Origin of the sequence: Moraxella sp. CTOTU49803, from assembly GCF_032097965.1 — a bacterium.
Classification (GTDB): domain Bacteria; phylum Pseudomonadota; class Gammaproteobacteria; order Pseudomonadales; family Moraxellaceae; genus Faucicola; species Faucicola tetraodonis.
The window spans coordinates 14,649-30,060 of record NZ_DAMCJP010000017.1 but is presented as its reverse complement, the minus strand read 5'-3'; the positions used below and the strand labels follow the sequence as shown (position 1 = coordinate 30,060).

The 15,412-nt window shown below is 42.0% G+C and carries 13 protein-coding genes; 11 read left to right on the top strand and 2 right to left on the bottom strand.

The window, feature by feature from the left end; translation table 11 throughout:
• Nucleotides 1-134: 134 nt before the first annotated feature.
• Nucleotides 135-1,595, top strand: coding sequence for an RNA-directed DNA polymerase (locus tag RT422_RS11665; RefSeq protein ID WP_313422408.1), 1,461 nt, complete (start codon nt 135-137; stop codon nt 1,593-1,595).
• A 201-nt stretch (nt 1,596-1,796) separates the two neighbouring features.
• Here RT422_RS11665 and serS read toward each other — a convergent pair whose 3' ends face one another.
• Nucleotides 1,797-3,062 carry a serine--tRNA ligase gene (gene serS, locus RT422_RS11660; protein ID WP_313422406.1) on the bottom strand — a complete coding sequence of 422 codons (1,266 nt, stop codon included), beginning with the start codon at nt 3,060-3,062 and terminating at the stop codon, nt 1,797-1,799.
• A gap of 293 nt (nt 3,063-3,355) precedes the next feature.
• On the opposite strand from serS, the gene RT422_RS11655 reads away from it, so the two are divergent.
• From RT422_RS11655 to RT422_RS11630, 6 genes are all read left to right on the top strand, one after another.
• Nucleotides 3,356-4,042: a YcxB family protein gene (locus tag RT422_RS11655; protein ID WP_095356022.1), complete on the top strand. Its 687-nt coding sequence runs from the start codon at nt 3,356-3,358 to the stop codon at nt 4,040-4,042.
• Between the two features lie 272 nt (nt 4,043-4,314).
• Nucleotides 4,315-4,908 (top strand): Dps family protein, encoded by a 594-nt coding sequence (locus tag RT422_RS11650; RefSeq protein WP_409520132.1) that lies wholly within the window; start codon nt 4,315-4,317, stop codon nt 4,906-4,908.
• Between the two features lie 316 nt (nt 4,909-5,224).
• Nucleotides 5,225-6,358 (top strand): class Ia ribonucleoside-diphosphate reductase subunit beta, encoded by a 1,134-nt coding sequence (gene nrdB / locus RT422_RS11645; RefSeq protein WP_313422402.1) that lies wholly within the window; start codon nt 5,225-5,227, stop codon nt 6,356-6,358.
• 40 nt (nt 6,359-6,398) lie between these two features.
• Nucleotides 6,399-6,659, top strand: coding sequence for a 2Fe-2S iron-sulfur cluster-binding protein (locus tag RT422_RS11640; RefSeq protein WP_144917817.1), 261 nt, complete (start codon nt 6,399-6,401; stop codon nt 6,657-6,659).
• A gap of 271 nt (nt 6,660-6,930) precedes the next feature.
• Nucleotides 6,931-8,835, top strand: coding sequence for an RNA polymerase sigma factor RpoD (gene rpoD, locus RT422_RS11635; protein WP_313422399.1), 1,905 nt, complete (start codon nt 6,931-6,933; stop codon nt 8,833-8,835).
• Nucleotides 8,836-9,063: 228 nt separating this feature from the next.
• Nucleotides 9,064-9,408 carry a YbeD family protein gene (locus tag RT422_RS11630; RefSeq protein WP_253852179.1) on the top strand — a complete coding sequence of 115 codons (345 nt, stop codon included), beginning with the start codon at nt 9,064-9,066 and terminating at the stop codon, nt 9,406-9,408.
• Nucleotides 9,409-9,528: 120 nt separating this feature from the next.
• Here RT422_RS11630 and RT422_RS11625 read toward each other — a convergent pair whose 3' ends face one another.
• Nucleotides 9,529-11,946, bottom strand: a complete 2,418-nt coding sequence (locus RT422_RS11625; RefSeq protein ID WP_313422397.1) for a hypothetical protein — start codon at nt 11,944-11,946, stop codon at nt 9,529-9,531.
• 215 nt (nt 11,947-12,161) lie between these two features.
• On the opposite strand from RT422_RS11625, the gene RT422_RS11620 reads away from it, so the two are divergent.
• The 4 genes from RT422_RS11620 to RT422_RS11605 are packed head-to-tail and all read left to right on the top strand — an operon-like array spanning nt 12,162 to nt 15,385.
• Nucleotides 12,162-13,070, top strand: a complete 909-nt coding sequence (locus RT422_RS11620; protein ID WP_313422395.1) for an ATP-binding protein — start codon at nt 12,162-12,164, stop codon at nt 13,068-13,070.
• A 1-nt stretch (nt 13,071) separates the two neighbouring features.
• Nucleotides 13,072-13,449, top strand: a complete 378-nt coding sequence (locus tag RT422_RS11615; protein ID WP_312176668.1) for a hypothetical protein — start codon at nt 13,072-13,074, stop codon at nt 13,447-13,449.
• Between the two features lie 26 nt (nt 13,450-13,475).
• Nucleotides 13,476-14,825, top strand: coding sequence for a DUF2868 domain-containing protein (locus RT422_RS11610; protein ID WP_313422393.1), 1,350 nt, complete (start codon nt 13,476-13,478; stop codon nt 14,823-14,825).
• Nucleotides 14,826-14,827: 2 nt separating this feature from the next.
• The gene (locus RT422_RS11605) at nt 14,828-15,385 is read left to right on the top strand and encodes a hypothetical protein (RefSeq protein WP_313422391.1); all 558 of its coding nucleotides are present in this window, start codon (nt 14,828-14,830) and stop codon (nt 15,383-15,385) included.
• Nucleotides 15,386-15,412 lie beyond the last annotated feature (27 nt).

Here is a 15,412-nt window from a genome sequence, read left to right as displayed (position 1 = left end):
TAGTTTATAAGAAATTCTACGTCTGAGCTGTTTTATTTTAGGGGAGAGTTACATTCCGACCATCTGTTTTAGATTTAACAGCAGATGAAGCACACCAATTTTTTTTAGAAAATGAGAGTTACTGTAACCTACCATTGCCACTTTATTTTTCTTTTAAAGACTTATTAATTAAATTATCAGTTGAATTATCAGGTAAATCTTTATCAAGTCAACTAGGATTATCTACTTTAAAAAATATGTCTGATACACTTGACTTAAATCACACTATTTATGCAAATAAAAATGGTAATTTATCTTGGAGACCAATTCAGCTTATTCATCCTTTAGCATATTTAGCATTAGTTAATTGTATAACAGAAAAACAAAACTGGGCAAGAATACAACACAGATTTAAAAGAGTTAAACATCACTCTAAAGTTTCTTGTTTTAGTATTCCCGTTCAATCACTTAATAATAGTACATCAAATAAATCTGAACAAATATTGCAATGGTGGGAAGCGATTGAGCAAAAATCTATATTATTATCTTTAGAATATGACCATATTTTTCACGCCGATGTTGCTGATTGTTATAGTTCAATATATACACATTCAATTGCTTGGGCAATAGATGGTAAAAAACTAGCTAAAACGGCAAACTATAGAAATGACAAAGATGTAGTAGGTAATCAGAAAAACTATTTAGGTAATAAAGTTGATAAATGTATTCAACAAATGCAGAATAGACAAACTAATGGTATTCCACAGGGTTCTGTCTTAATGGATTTTATTGCAGAAATACTATTTAGCTATTTAGATTTAATTTTGACATCAAACTTAAAGCAGAAAAATATTTTTGAATATCAAATTTTAAGATACAGAGATGATTACCGTATTTTTGTTAAAAATAAAAGTGATGGTGAAAATATAATTAGGATATTATCAGAACTATTGCAACCATTTGGATTAAAGTTGAACCCTCATAAGACGTTAGCAAGTAATGATGTAATTTCTAACTCTATTAAAACGGATAAACTCTCTTCAATAGAAATAGTGTTTCATGACAAAGTGAGCTTACAAAAAAAGCTGTTACTGATACGTGAGCATGGAAAAAATCACCCAAACTCTGGAAGCTTAGTTAGGCTAATTACACAACTGAGAGACATCGCAAATTTTCAAGAGTCTTACCTTAATCCAAATGTAAATATAAGTATTTTGATAGATATTGCGATTAAAAATCCAAAGTCATTACCAATTTGCTGTGCATTTATCAGTGATTTACTTAATATCTCACCTAATAGAGATGAAATGGAAAAATTGCTGTTCAATAAATTTTCCGATATGCCAAACTCTGGATTTTCTCAAATTTGGTTACAGAGAGTATTAAAAGGTAAATTAAATGAATATTCATTTAGTGAAAAATTATGTAAGCAGGTTGATAAACATAAGTTTGCCTCAGATTTTTGGGATACTTCTTGGCTATCAAATTCTAATAAATGTTTGAAAATTCAGCAAATAATGAATACGACACCAATTATTTCTTGGGAAATATTGAATAAGTTACCAGAAAGTATTTCCGAAGATGAAGTAAAAATATTTAACTTAAATTCGGGATAGGGTTTTTCAATAATCCAGAAGATAATAATTTAAATAAAAAATAAAAATATTCCTATGACCTCGATACCGCTCCTATATACATGCGAAGTGGCAAAAAAATAGAAAATTATTTAATCAATATAAAGCCTAAATATCAGTAAATAAAGCTTTTTAAGTAAAAAATAGCCAGTCAAGAAACTGGCTGTTTTTTCAATTTTACCACTAACCAATCACATCAACACCCATATACGGACGTAACACTTCAGGCACCGTAATCGTACCATCCGCATTTTGGTAATTTTCCATGATGGCTAGCAAAGTCCGACCCACCGCAAGACCTGAGCCATTTAAGGTATGCACCAGCTCAGTTTTTTTGCCATCTTTGACACGGGCTTGCATACGGCGCGCTTGGAAGTCACCACAGTTTGAGCAGCTAGAGATTTCACGGTAGGTAGTCTGAGACGGTAGCCACACCTCGATATCATAGGTTTTCACCGCGCCAAAGCCCATATCACCGCCACACAGCACAATCACCCGATACGGCAAACCAAGCTGCTGCAAGATATATTCCGCTTGTCCTGTCATGTCCTCTAAGGCTTGCATTGAACTCTCAGGATGGACGATTTGCACCATTTCCACCTTTTCAAACTGGTGCTGACGAATCAAGCCGCGCGTATCTCGTCCTGCACTGCCCGCTTCACTACGAAAGCAGGGGGTATGGGCAGTGACTTTTATTGGCAGAGCTTCGGGGTCTAGGATTTTGTCACGCACACTGTTGGTAAGTGGCACCTCTGAAGTCGGAATTAAGTAATACTCTTTTTCACCGCGCAGTTTGAACAAATCTTCTTCAAACTTTGGTAGCTGCCCTGTACCAAGTAGGCTGTCGGCATTGACCATATACGGCACATACATTTCCGTATAACCGTATTTGTCGGTATGGGTAGTAAGCATAAAGGCAATCAAAGCGCGGTTGAGTTTGGCGAGTTGACCTTTTAGCACGCTAAACCGTGAGCCAGTGAGTTTTGCCGCCATTTCAAAGTCAAGTAGCCCCAAGTCTTCGCCCAAGTCGCTATGGTCTTTGACCTCAAAATCAAATTGGCGCGGCTCACCCCATCGACGCATTTCGACATTGTCGTTTTCATCTTTACCTGCCGGCACGCTGTCATCAGGCAAGTTTGGGATGGTTAAAGCTGCCGCTTGAATTTTATCTTGCAGGGCTTTGAGCGCGTCTTCTGCTTGTTTCATGTCGCTACTGATGGTTGCCATTTCTGCCATCAAGGCGTCAGTATTTTCGCCATTGCGTTTCATCAAGCCGACTTGTTTGGCGCCCGCATTTTTTTTGGCTTGTAGCTCTTCGGTTTTGACTTGAATGGATTTGCGCTGTTCTTCGACTTGCTGCCAAAATGCTTTATCAAGCTCATAGCCGCGTTTGGCAAGTTTTTCGGCGACCGTGTCTAGTTCTGTACGCAGTAATTTTGGGTCGATCATGGCGATAAGTTCCTTAAATTGTTCAAACTTGAGTTAAAGCAGCAAAATGGCTGTTGATATCAGCGTGTATGATACCAAGATTGCAGCGATTTTTCACGGTAGCGACTAGAAATACACGGCAAATTGACGATTTAGCGGTATGCGCTTATCGGCGTTCGCCCCTCGCTATACTTGCGGTAAAACAAAAATTTATCAAAAAGTGCGTTGTCAGGTTTATTTTTGGGTCAAGGTTGGGTAAGATAAGCCTTCTTTTATCGTTTTGTAACTATCGTTTGATAGCGAGTGAATTGTTTATGGCGCTGTACCCTTACACCCTACAACCTGTGGATTTGAATCTGACCGAGGACGAGTTTCGTCAAGCACAGCTACAGCTGTTTGATGCCAACAACCAAACTTTGACCAAAATCACCCCAAAAACTTGGGCAATTTTGGCAGTCATCGTGGTGCTAGCGATTTTAGGTCTGATTTTTGTGCACGGTTATTCCACCATTGTTTTTTGGTTGATGCTCGTGGGTGTGGTGATTTATTTGCTGGCGCGTACCTACGGTCTTAAATGGTATGTCAAACGAGAATTTGAAAAACAAATGGCAAGCCAAAGCATGCCGCCAGAGATGCAACAAATCAAACTTGGCGTACAGCAGCACGGGGTAGTGATGTCCATGCCTGCACCCAACATGCCTGCCATGCCACGCGGCTACAATCAGCCTTTGGTGCGTAGTAGCGGTATGCAGCAAGCGGTCATCAAATGGGACAATGTCACCAACTGGCAAGAAACGCCTGATTATATTTTTATGATGTTTGATGTCAAAAATCCAAAAACGGGTGAAAGCCAACAAGGCAGCCAAATCGTACCCAAACGCCTTGCCAACCAAAAATTCCCAATAGATACCCTACGTCATCATTTACAGCAAAACATCGGACAACCAGGTTTTGATTTAACCGATAAACCGACTGATAAATATTTTCCAGAAAACAATTAAGACTAAGACAACAATTAAGAAAAAACTACTTATTGATGACCACAAAAACTGCAGCTAAAAAACTGCAGTTTTTTTATGGCAGCAAGCAAAACTATTTACCAAATTTGCACACAGCTGCGCCAAATGTTTGATATTATTTTTAGGGTAATACCGTATATTTTAATTGATAAAATTAAACGTACTGATAAAAACGATTAATTTTAATAACATATTGTTTAGGCTTACAATTAAGTCCTAAACAAATAAAAATCATCATTTTAGGAGATAATAACATGGCAAAACAAGCCACTACAAAACAATCAGCAACCAAACAAGACTCAGAACAATTAGACAATAACGATAAATCAGGTGAAAAAGTGACTACCGCCAAATCTACCGCTTCAAAATCTGCCTCAAGTAAAACACGCGATATCAGTCTAGCCGCTGCCGACATGAGCGCCATTGTTGAGCAATTAAATACCTTATTGGCCAACTATCATGTGTTCTATACCAATGTTCGTGGTTATCACTGGAATGTGCGTGGCTCAGATTTCTTTACCCTCCATGTGAAGTTTGAAGAGTTATATACTGCGCTACAAATCCAGATTGATGAAATTGCTGAACGCATTTTGACCTTACAAGGTACACCACTACATGCTTATAGCGATTTCTTAAAAATCTCAAGCATCAAAGAAGACAAAAACGTCTCTGACGGTGTGGCATGTGTGAAAGGTATTTTAACGGGTCTGACTATGACCATCGCTAAAGAACGTGAAATCATTGATTTAGCGGATGAAGATGACGATCAAGGTACTGCCGACCAATTGACTGCCTATGTGCAAGAACAAGAAAAATTGGTGTGGATGTACAATGCTTATCTTGGCTAATCGTCCCATCTGACCAAAAAGACGGCTTTGACAGTCGTCTTTTTTATTGCGTAGTAAAATAAAAACACAATATATAGATTCTCAAATGTCAATGAATTTAATTAGTTATTTTTTGATATAAGAATATGTATATATTTCAATATGTTATAAATTTTATCCTTAAAAATCAAATCCTTGGGTGGATTGCAATTTCTATATGTTGTTATCTATAATAGCCAAGCACACTAGCCAATTGCTTATTTGTTAGCTGATTTACTTGTTAAGTGATACTGCTACGCCACTTGTCTTGAACTTTGATTGAAGAAGATTCACCGCTATGTCATATTCCATCTTTTGCCAAACCAAAAATGACCCATTGCTTGAGCCGATGTTTTTTGGTCAGCCTGTCAATGTGGCACGTTACGACCAACAAAAATTCCCTGTTTTTGAGCAGTTGATTGAAAAGCAATTATCGTTTTTTTGGCGTCCAGAAGAAATTGACGTTTCCAAAGACCGTTTGGATTTTAGCAACTTGTCAGTGCATGAACAGCATATCTTCTTAAGCAACTTAAAATACCAAACCTTGCTTGATTCGATTCAAGGTCGTAGCCCCAATGTCGTGCTGCTGCCGCTGGTGTCGATCCCTGAATTAGAAACTTGGATTGAAACATGGTCATTTTCTGAGACCATCCATTCTCGTAGCTATACCCACATTATTCGTAACGTGGTCAACGACCCAAGCAAAGTATTCGACGATATCGTTGACAATCCTTTTATCCTAGAGCGCGCGACAGGGATTGCCAAGTTCTATGACGAGCTGTACCAACTATCTCAGCTATATAACCTATACGGTGAAGGTCGTCATGTCATTGATGGCAAGCCCGTTGAGGTTAATTTACGCCTGCTTAAAACGAAATTGTACCTATGTTTGGTGGCTATCAATGTGCTAGAAGCGATTCGTTTTTATGTGTCGTTTGCTTGTTCATTTGCCTTTGCTGAGCGCAAACTGATGGAAGGCAATGCCAAAATCATCAAAATGATTGCCCGTGACGAAGCGCTGCATCTAAACGGCACCCAGCATATGATTAATTTGATGCAATCGGGCAAAGATGACCCTGACATGGTAGAAATCGCGCAAGATTGCCAACAGCAAGCCATTGAAATTTTCAAAGACGCGGCTGAACAAGAAAAAGCATGGGCAAAATACTTGTTTAAAGATGGCTCAATGATTGGCTTGAATGAAAATATCTTGGTGCAATACGTTGAGTACATTACCAATCTACGTATGGATGCGATTGGCTTACCGCCTATTTTTGCGGCAATTAAAAACAACCCAATTCCATGGATCAATGCTTGGCTGTCCTCAGACAACGTGCAAGTCGCGCCCCAAGAGTCAGAAATCACCTCTTACTTAGTCGGTCAAATTGACGCAGAGCTCAGCGATGATGCGTTTGATGATTTTGAATTGTAATTCGTCATACGCTTATTTTATTTAGGCAATATAATCGATTATGGCATGGATTTTTACCAACAACACGCAGTTTTATCTGCATGACGCCGAGACGTTGCTACAAGGCATGCTTCGCTCAAAAATCCCTGCCAATCACCAATGCCTTGAAGGTTATTGCGGTACTTGTAAGCTCAAATACCGCCGTCGCCACCATGACACCCGCATCGACTATATTTACCCGCCGCTCGTGATGTTAGACGATGACGAAATCCTACCCTGCTGTTGTCAAGTCAGAGGGGCAATCGAGCTTGATATCGATTGATTTACCAAAATAACCCGCCAAAAACTGCGCGAAATGCCGCATAAAGCGAAAACTTACCCGCTTTGCCTTTAATTTTCTCCCCGCGAACCTCATATAATCCGTTATAATAATAGGTTGACTACCGCTTTTTAATCATACTAAATCTTTATTTAGTCCTCGACTGTCATTTGCAGGGTGTATCCCTTGATAAAAATGAAGAAATACAGTCATTAGCTTATTTGTCGTGCTATTACATTATTTATTTTTTTAACCAATATCAAAGCGAGCCCTCATGAGCGAACATTCAACTTCTCAATTAGCCACGCTGATTCAATTAGGTAAAGAGCAAGGTTATCTCACCTATGCTGAGATTAACGACCAACTCCCCGAATCGGTAACTGAAAGTGACCAAATTGATGATATTATTCAAATGCTCACAGACGTTGGCATCAAGATTTTTGAGACCGCGCCTGATGAAGACGACATTATGCTTAGCGATGATGCGGATGATGACGAAATTGCTGTCGATGAAGCCGCTGCGGTACTTGCCTCAGTAGAATCTGAGCCAGGTCGCACCACTGACCCTGTGCGTATGTACATGCGTGAGATGGGTACGGTTGACCTACTCACCCGTGAAGGCGAGATTGCGATTGCTAAGCGTATCGAAGATGGTATTCGAGATGTACAACATGCCATGACCTTTTGGCCAGGTACGGTTGCCATGCTCATTAATGAATACCACCAAACCTTTGAAGGTGAAAAGAAAGTCTCGGATATTATTACAGGTTTTCTTGACCCTGAAGCCGCTGATGTCATCCCGCTTGCCGATGACGAAGAGGTGGAAATCGCGTTACCGATTATCAAACCTAAAGTCAAAGACGACAAAGCCGAGGATGAACTCGACGATGAAGCTGAAAACGCCGATGAAATCGAAGAAGCCGATGGCGAAGTCAGTGAAGATGCCGATACCGAAGAAGCGAGCGGTCTTGACCCTGAAGAAGTGCGTCTGCGCTTTGAAGAATTAGAGCAATTGTTCACCAAGGTCAAAGATTTATTAGCCACTCATGACCGTGATAGCGACGTCGTCAAAGCGGCGATGAATGAGCTTGCCAACTGCTTTATGCTATTTAAGCTCAATAGCCGCGTCTCTGACAATATCATGGATATGATGCGTGAAGTGTATGAAGACGTGCGTAAAAACGAACGTCACATCATGAAACTAGTGATTCGCCGCGGTAAAATGCCAAAAGATGAGTTTCGCAAAACCTTTCCGCATAATGAAACCAACCTTGACTGGCTCCCTAACCGTATCGCAGGCAAACCTGCCTTTGCTGACACGTTAGAGCGGGTACTTGACGAAGTATTACAGTATCAAGGGCGTATCCAGCAGCATGAGCAAAATCTTGGTATGAACATCGACCAAATGAAAGTGGTTGCACGTAACATGTCTGTGGGGGAAGCCAAAGCCCGCCGCGCCAAAAAAGAAATGGTTGAGGCGAACTTACGTCTGGTCATCTCGATTGCTAAAAAATACACCAACCGCGGTTTGCAGTTCCTTGATTTGATTCAAGAAGGTAACATTGGCTTGATGAAAGCGGTAGATAAATTTGAATATCGCCGTGGTTATAAATTCTCCACTTATGCCACTTGGTGGATTCGTCAAGCCATCACCCGTTCGATTGCTGACCAAGCGCGTACCATCCGTATTCCTGTGCACATGATTGAAACCATCAATAAAATCAACCGTGTATCGCGCCAGCTATTACAAGAAATGGGACGTGAGCCTACCCCTGAGGAATTGGGCGAACGCTTAGAGATGGACGAAGTCAAAGTCCGTAAAGTACTCAAAATCGCCAAAGAGCCAATCTCAATGGAAACCCCAATTGGGGACGACGAAGACAGTCACTTGGGTGATTTTATTGAGGATTCGAGCATCTCAAGCCCAGTGGATGAAGCAACCGCACAAGGGTTAAAAGAAGCTACCCGTGAAGTGTTAGCCAACCTCACTGAACGTGAAGCCAAAGTGCTTAAAATGCGTTTTGGTATTGATATGTCTACCGACCATACCTTAGAAGAAGTGGGTAAACAATTTGATGTCACCCGTGAGCGTATTCGTCAGATTGAAGCCAAAGCGCTGCGTAAACTGCGCCACCCTTCTCGCTCTGAACATTTACGTTCATTCCTAGAGAATGATTAATGTTATATCCATCCAAAAAAGCCGAGACAATGTTCTCGGTTTTTTTATGGGCGAGTTTGTGAATGTGGTTTTTCTATAAATGTGGCTTTTTATGAATTGGGTTATGAATGGGGTTATGAATAGATTTATGAATGGCGCTTTTTTCAACGCCAAACTCTAATGTCTTGAAATTATCGGTTTTACCCTCATTTAGACCCTAAAGAAATTTATACAACCTTAGGTGATGCTATGAACGATAAAACAATTACACTCAATAACTTGGAAGCCGCTGCATGTAGTACGCGAGCGGCGAAACCTACGGATATCCAGCACCCAGAATTGTGGAATTTTCCTATGGATTATCCGCTTAGCATCATCGGTCATGAGGGTCACAAAGACACGCTACTCGATGAAGTAAAATTAATTTTGGGTAGTTTATTTCCTGAATTTGATTTAGCAAGTTTGACTATCAATCCATCGCGTACCGGCCGTTTCCACTCCGTACGCGCTAATGTATATTTGACAGAAGCCGAGCAAGTCAATAGCTTGTATAAAATGCTCGATGAAGCGGCAAGTATTCGTACTGTATTATAAACCTGTCATGGTTAAAAATGGCACGAGTGATTGACGTACAAAAAGCGGGATACATCAGTTATCCCGCTTTTTTTATCTGTTTTATATGGGTCATCAGCAGTTGATGCTTCGTTTGTCCGCTTATTGGCTCAAAAGCAACAACTGATAGGTAGCCTTGTAGGCATCATAATTAAAATCATAGCTCGCCTCAAAATGAGGTTTGAGTTTTTCAATTAACTCATCATCTTCATCAGATAGGCTGATATGCTTGGCTTGGGTCTGCATATCTTCGATAGCGATTTCGCCCAGTAATTGATTAAACTTATCGCGCGCCTGCGTTTGCTTGGCGATATCGGCAGCCGTCATGCGGACGGATGCAGCGGCGTCGCTTGATGCAGTATCAGCGCTGCCAGATCGTTGGCTGGCTGCCTGTTCCTGGGCGGTGGCTTTGTCGATTTTTGCACAGATTTTGGCAAGGCGGGTGCGTGATGTTTTATCAAGTTTATCTGTGTCCAACAATAGCGAACATGCTTGTTGTTCTTCGCTTTCTTCAACAACATCTACTGCCGCTGCAGCTTCCGCCGCCACTGCAGCTGCGCTTTCTACATCGCTGGGTTTGTCGCTGATAGTTTGATACAACTGGCTAAAAATCTGGGCGTCAGATTTGCCTTGCGCTTTAAGTTTGGCAATCTGTTGCAAGTATTGTTGATTACGATAGGTTTTATCAACAATCCCTGCGATATGTTCGGCAAGCTCATCATCGACATACGCATCAACATCTGTAATCGCTTTTTGCTGACGGCTATCGGTATTCATGACCGCATAATTATCGGCCTGTATTTTTGCAAGTTTGGTTGCAGCGGCGTTTAGCGCCGCCATATCTATTTCATTGAGGCTGGCTTCATCTTTTTGCAACACAAACTGGTAGGTATAAAGGGTGACAAAGGTCTCGACAAACCCTTTGTTTTGTTTGAGTAGGCTATAAGACAAGGCTTCTAAATTTTTATCACTGTCAAAGGTTTTGGATTGTTTTGTCGCCGCCAATAGATTGTTATCTTTTGATGCTTGTTGCCAAGTGATTGCCTTGTTGAAGATATCAGGATTGACGCGGGCTTTGCCATAATCATAAAAGTTAACCACTGTGCGCATTTGGGTCTTAGGCTGATTGGTTGTCGGCATGGTTTTTTCAAATGATGGCAAATCACTCATTGCCACCATATTGAGTAGTTGATTTTGGCGGTTGAGTCCGTAGCTGATACGGATGTCATCATCCATTGAGATAAAACTGCTATTTGCCTCTTTGCTTATTTCAGCTTGCAGCGCTTTAAACGCTTGCGGATTGGCCTCAATGATTTTTGCCAGTGCAGCGGCACTGACCAATTTGTCTGATTGGTATTTGTCAAAGGCTGCTAAGGCTTTTGCAGTTTGACCCAATTCGTCACTGGTTGATTCGTCTGTGGTTGGCTCATCAGTGGTTGACTCGTCAGTGGCTGTTTGAGTCTCTAAACTGTCCATTGCCTCTGCAGCATCGGCACTGGCTGGGTCAGCAGCGCTGTCATCTGATTGCGCGCGCATTTTATCAATAGCTTCATACAGGCGCATGGCAGATTCATACGCTTTTTCCTCAACGCTTGCCAACTCATGGCTGTCAAAGGCTTTTTTCATCAGATACCGTGGGCTAACGGCAAGGCTGCCAAGCTGCTTTAGCTCATCATCTTTGACAAAATCGGCTGGATTGATGAATGATTTTAGGTAGCGCTTATTGACGTGAAAGAACAACAAATACTCCGCTAGCATTTGATTGTAGCTAATGCGGTAGCCAATGCGCTGGCTCACACCTTTGGCTTTATCTTCATTAGTCAAAGCTAATGACTGATAGTCGCTTTCTTTGGCAAGGGTGGCATTTAGCAGTGACATCTGTTCAAATACCTTGAATAAGGCTCTTTTATCTATCTTTTTATCTTTTAGCAGTTTGCTATAGTCATACTCAATGTACCGTCCATCATATTGCGGGTCGGTGGCAAACTCAGAGAGTCCCGACAAGTCAGCATATACTTTGGAGCGCGCAAAATCAGCCGCAAGCGGCACTTTAATAAACGCCCCTGCATTGTTCTGCACATAGCGAAATTCAGGCACGATTGACATTTGCCCTCGGCGAAGATCTACCACACCTGTGGAGGCAAACTCAAAGCGCTTGGTTAAAATATCCATCACTTGCCCCACTTCGCTTTGTTCACGGGTTTGGTGATTGACCCCTTCTGTGACCAAGGCTTGTTGGCGAGCATCAAGGTGCTGTGCTTTGCTCAGCTGCCCGATAAGTTTTAAACGATTAGGGCTTGCAGCTAACGCTTGTGCGCTACGTAAGGGCGGGCGCACCACATTGACTCGATAGTCATAAGCATAGCTTTGGCGACTGAGCAAATTTTGGTTGGCTTGCAACACACGTTGAGACAGCGGTTGACTTGCACTAGGCTGCGTGGCACAGCCGTGAATCCCCAGCATGACGATAGCAAAAGTGAGAGGCTTGATACTAAAGGCGATGGCTTGTTGCGCATTCATTGATCTTCCTTAACAAATTTTATCATAAAGCCTAACTTTATAACTGAATTGAATTTTTTTGTAAACAAAAAGCCAGTGTTATGCGGCAATGTTTACAAAGATAATGGGTAATCTAACGGAGTTTTGCTATCATACGGATTAAATACCGCAAAAACGCTTAAAAACCCCTCATTTAAAAACCAATTACTTAAAAAACAACTCAGAAGAACCCTTGTATGTCGCAACTCACTCTACCCGCTAACCTTAGTTTACCCGCTAATTTAGAACACTTAATCACCCAATTTTTACAGACGCAGCTGCCCAAGCCCATACAACTTGACCCCAGCGTGCTTGCCTACCGATGGCAATCCAATAGCCGCACGGGCAGCGGTGAATTGGTGCCTTTAACCGTAGATTTGCGATTGACGTTGGATGATTTGCTTGGCATTGATGGGCAAAAAAATAAACTGATTCAAAACACGCGCCAGTATTTATCAGGCTTACCTGCCAATCATGTACTCATGACAGGCACACGCGGCGCAGGTAAATCGTCGCTCATTCGGGCATTGCTCAATCAATATAAAGCCGATGGTCTTCGTATTATCGAAGTGTCACGAGATGATTTGGTGATGTTAGAGCCGATTCGCCAAGCGGTACGATATCTTCATACAACCCAGCCCAATCATGGCTGTCATTATGTGGTGTATTGTGATGACTTAGCGTTCAATGGGCAAGATGAGAATTATCGCACGCTCAAAAGCGTGCTCGATGGCGCGCTAGATAGCGAGCAAGACAAACTACTCGTCTATGCGACCAGTAACCGCCGTCATCTACTACCGCAACTGATGAAAGACAATGTGAGTATTTATAATGGGCAAACCGATGAAGTCAATCCGTACGAGACGATTGATGAAACCGTGTCGTTGTCTGACCGCTTTGGGCTATGGCTGTCGTTTCATCCGATGACCCAGCCTGTGTATTTGGATATTTGTGCGCATTATTTGGCGCAAGCAAGTTTGCCCTTTGATGAGGAAGCAAAAGCCGCTGCCTTGCGCTTTGCCAGTGAACGCGGTGGACGCTCTGGGCGCGTGGCGTATCAGTTTAGTCGGAATTTTATTGGGATGAAAGGATTAAATCAGGTCTAGTATGTTTAATGAAGAAGAATGTTTGCAAAACTATTTGCATGATTTAAACGTCAATAATAATTTACCGAATGAAATAGTTGCAATTAATTTTGGAATTTTTGAAAGTGGACAATATGAGGTAGGCTATCAACTTTATGTTATGGGTTCAAAAAGATACGATTCTCATAATGATGACTGGGCATGTTTTATAGATTATACACCAGAATATCCCGATTATCCTTTAGGCTTTTATGGTATGAGTCGGGAAGTTATACAAGATTTTGTCCAACTTGTGTTAAGCGATTATCTTAAAAACATGGACTTTTCACAAAAACTTTTCTCGCAAGTACCGCATATTACCATAGGCTTTGATGATGGTAATTTAATCGTGATTAAATAACTACCTATAAAAAAAGAAACTTAAAAATGTACACACCCCAAGACCAACTCACCGAACTCATTCGCCGCCTTGAAGAAAAACAGCATATTTTTGCCGCTGACCCTATCCTTATCACGGAAAAACTGCAACATGAACCGGGCGAACCGCTGACCAAATTGCGCCGCCGTGCCACACGCATTGATAATGACGGCAAACTTGCGCAGCTACTCACCACCATTGACACCCGCGTCAATGGCATGATTTGGGGATTGACTGTCCTGTGGTTTATTTTGGGCTTTGTCGCGTTATTTGGCTTGATGCAAGCGCAGGTGGTGAACTTTTTTTATGTGCTAGCCAGTTTATTAGGGTTTAATACCATTATTTTACTGGTTTGGCTCGGTTGGATGCTGTTCTCACCGCGCAATAAACCCAGTTTTTTTGGTACTTTTTTTACCCCGGCAACCCTAGTGCGTGGCAAAGATGTTGTTACCCAAACAGCGGTTGAACTGTATCAAGATCAGCTCAATCAAGCTGGCACCAAATGGTACGTCAGTCGTATCAGCCACCAGTTTTGGTTAGCCAGCCTATCGGGGATGTTGGTCTCATTAGTTCTATTGTTATTGGTCAAAAATTATAATTTTGTGTGGGAATCAACCTTACTGCAAGACAGCAACGTGGTAGAAGTGGTCAAGCTGATGTCTTGGCTCCCCCATTGGGTAGGCTTTCCTACCCCAACGGCGCAAGATATTATCACCGCGCAGATGAATCCTGAAACCACGCCACAGATGATTTCGTTTCGCTGGGCGATGTTATTAATCGGTAGCCTACTGATGTACGGTATCGTGCCACGTTTGCTCGCATGGCTATGTTGTCTGATGATGGTACGCTCAAGCCGTATGAAACTTGATATCAAACAGCCGTATTATCAAAAAATTATCGACTTTTGGCAGCGCAAAGTGATTGACCCCGATGACAGCCCTGCTGAGCAAAAACCTATCGCGCCCACTGCGCAAATCAGCCTAGCCAATAAACTTGCCGTGTTGCTCGAATACCCGCAAGCCAACCCGCACTGGTATGCCAAAACCGTCGGCATGGCTGCGCAAAACTTTGGTCGTATCGATGATCGTGATGACTTGGAAAAACTGATTGCCTACCTTCAAAGCAACCCTGTTCAAGTGCTCGTCGGTATCTCCAATCTCGCACTCCCCGACCGTGGCACCCTGCGAAAACTCGATAATATCGCAAGCGCGGCAAAAGGCGGTATGATTGTACAACTGCTCGATGCCAATCAAGGCTACCTGCCAAGTCCGAGCGAAATTGAAACCATCAAAGCCCGTCAACTACAATGGGAAACCGCGTTGGCAGAACGCCAGATTGCCCTAGTAAGAGAAAATTAACCATGAATGCCACGACAAGCTATGCCGATGTGATTAATAGCATTGCCCAAACTGCTGCACAGCTTACGCTCGCAGCGCAAAGCGCTTTTGTGCAAAATCTACTGCGTCAATTTGTGCAAAATTTACCAGCCGATTGGCTTGACAACGAACTCGACAGTGAAAAACTCCACTATCAAGCCCTGTTTGACATCATAAACAGGCAAACTTGGCAAACCGATAGCATCGAACAGGCGCTAAGTGCGCTCGATGACATCATGTTTGCTATGGGCGATAGCTATCCACACAGCACCAGTGACGCTATTTTGCTGATGCTTGATATGCTGGGGTTTTATCTATCTTTGTCAGCCATGGAAGAAAAATCCGCAGTGAGTGATGGTTGGGTGATTTTAACTGCTGAAGGCTATTTGGATTATTATGACCAACTGGCAGAAGATAGTATGGAAAATACCGACGATATTGCCCATAGTTTTGATGATTGGCTGGCACATCCACTGACCCAAACTGCCTTCAATCATGTCAACCATGCCCTAGAACTTGCCAAAAGAACTTGCCAAAAATAGCTCGCGCTGAATATATAAAGGTTAACA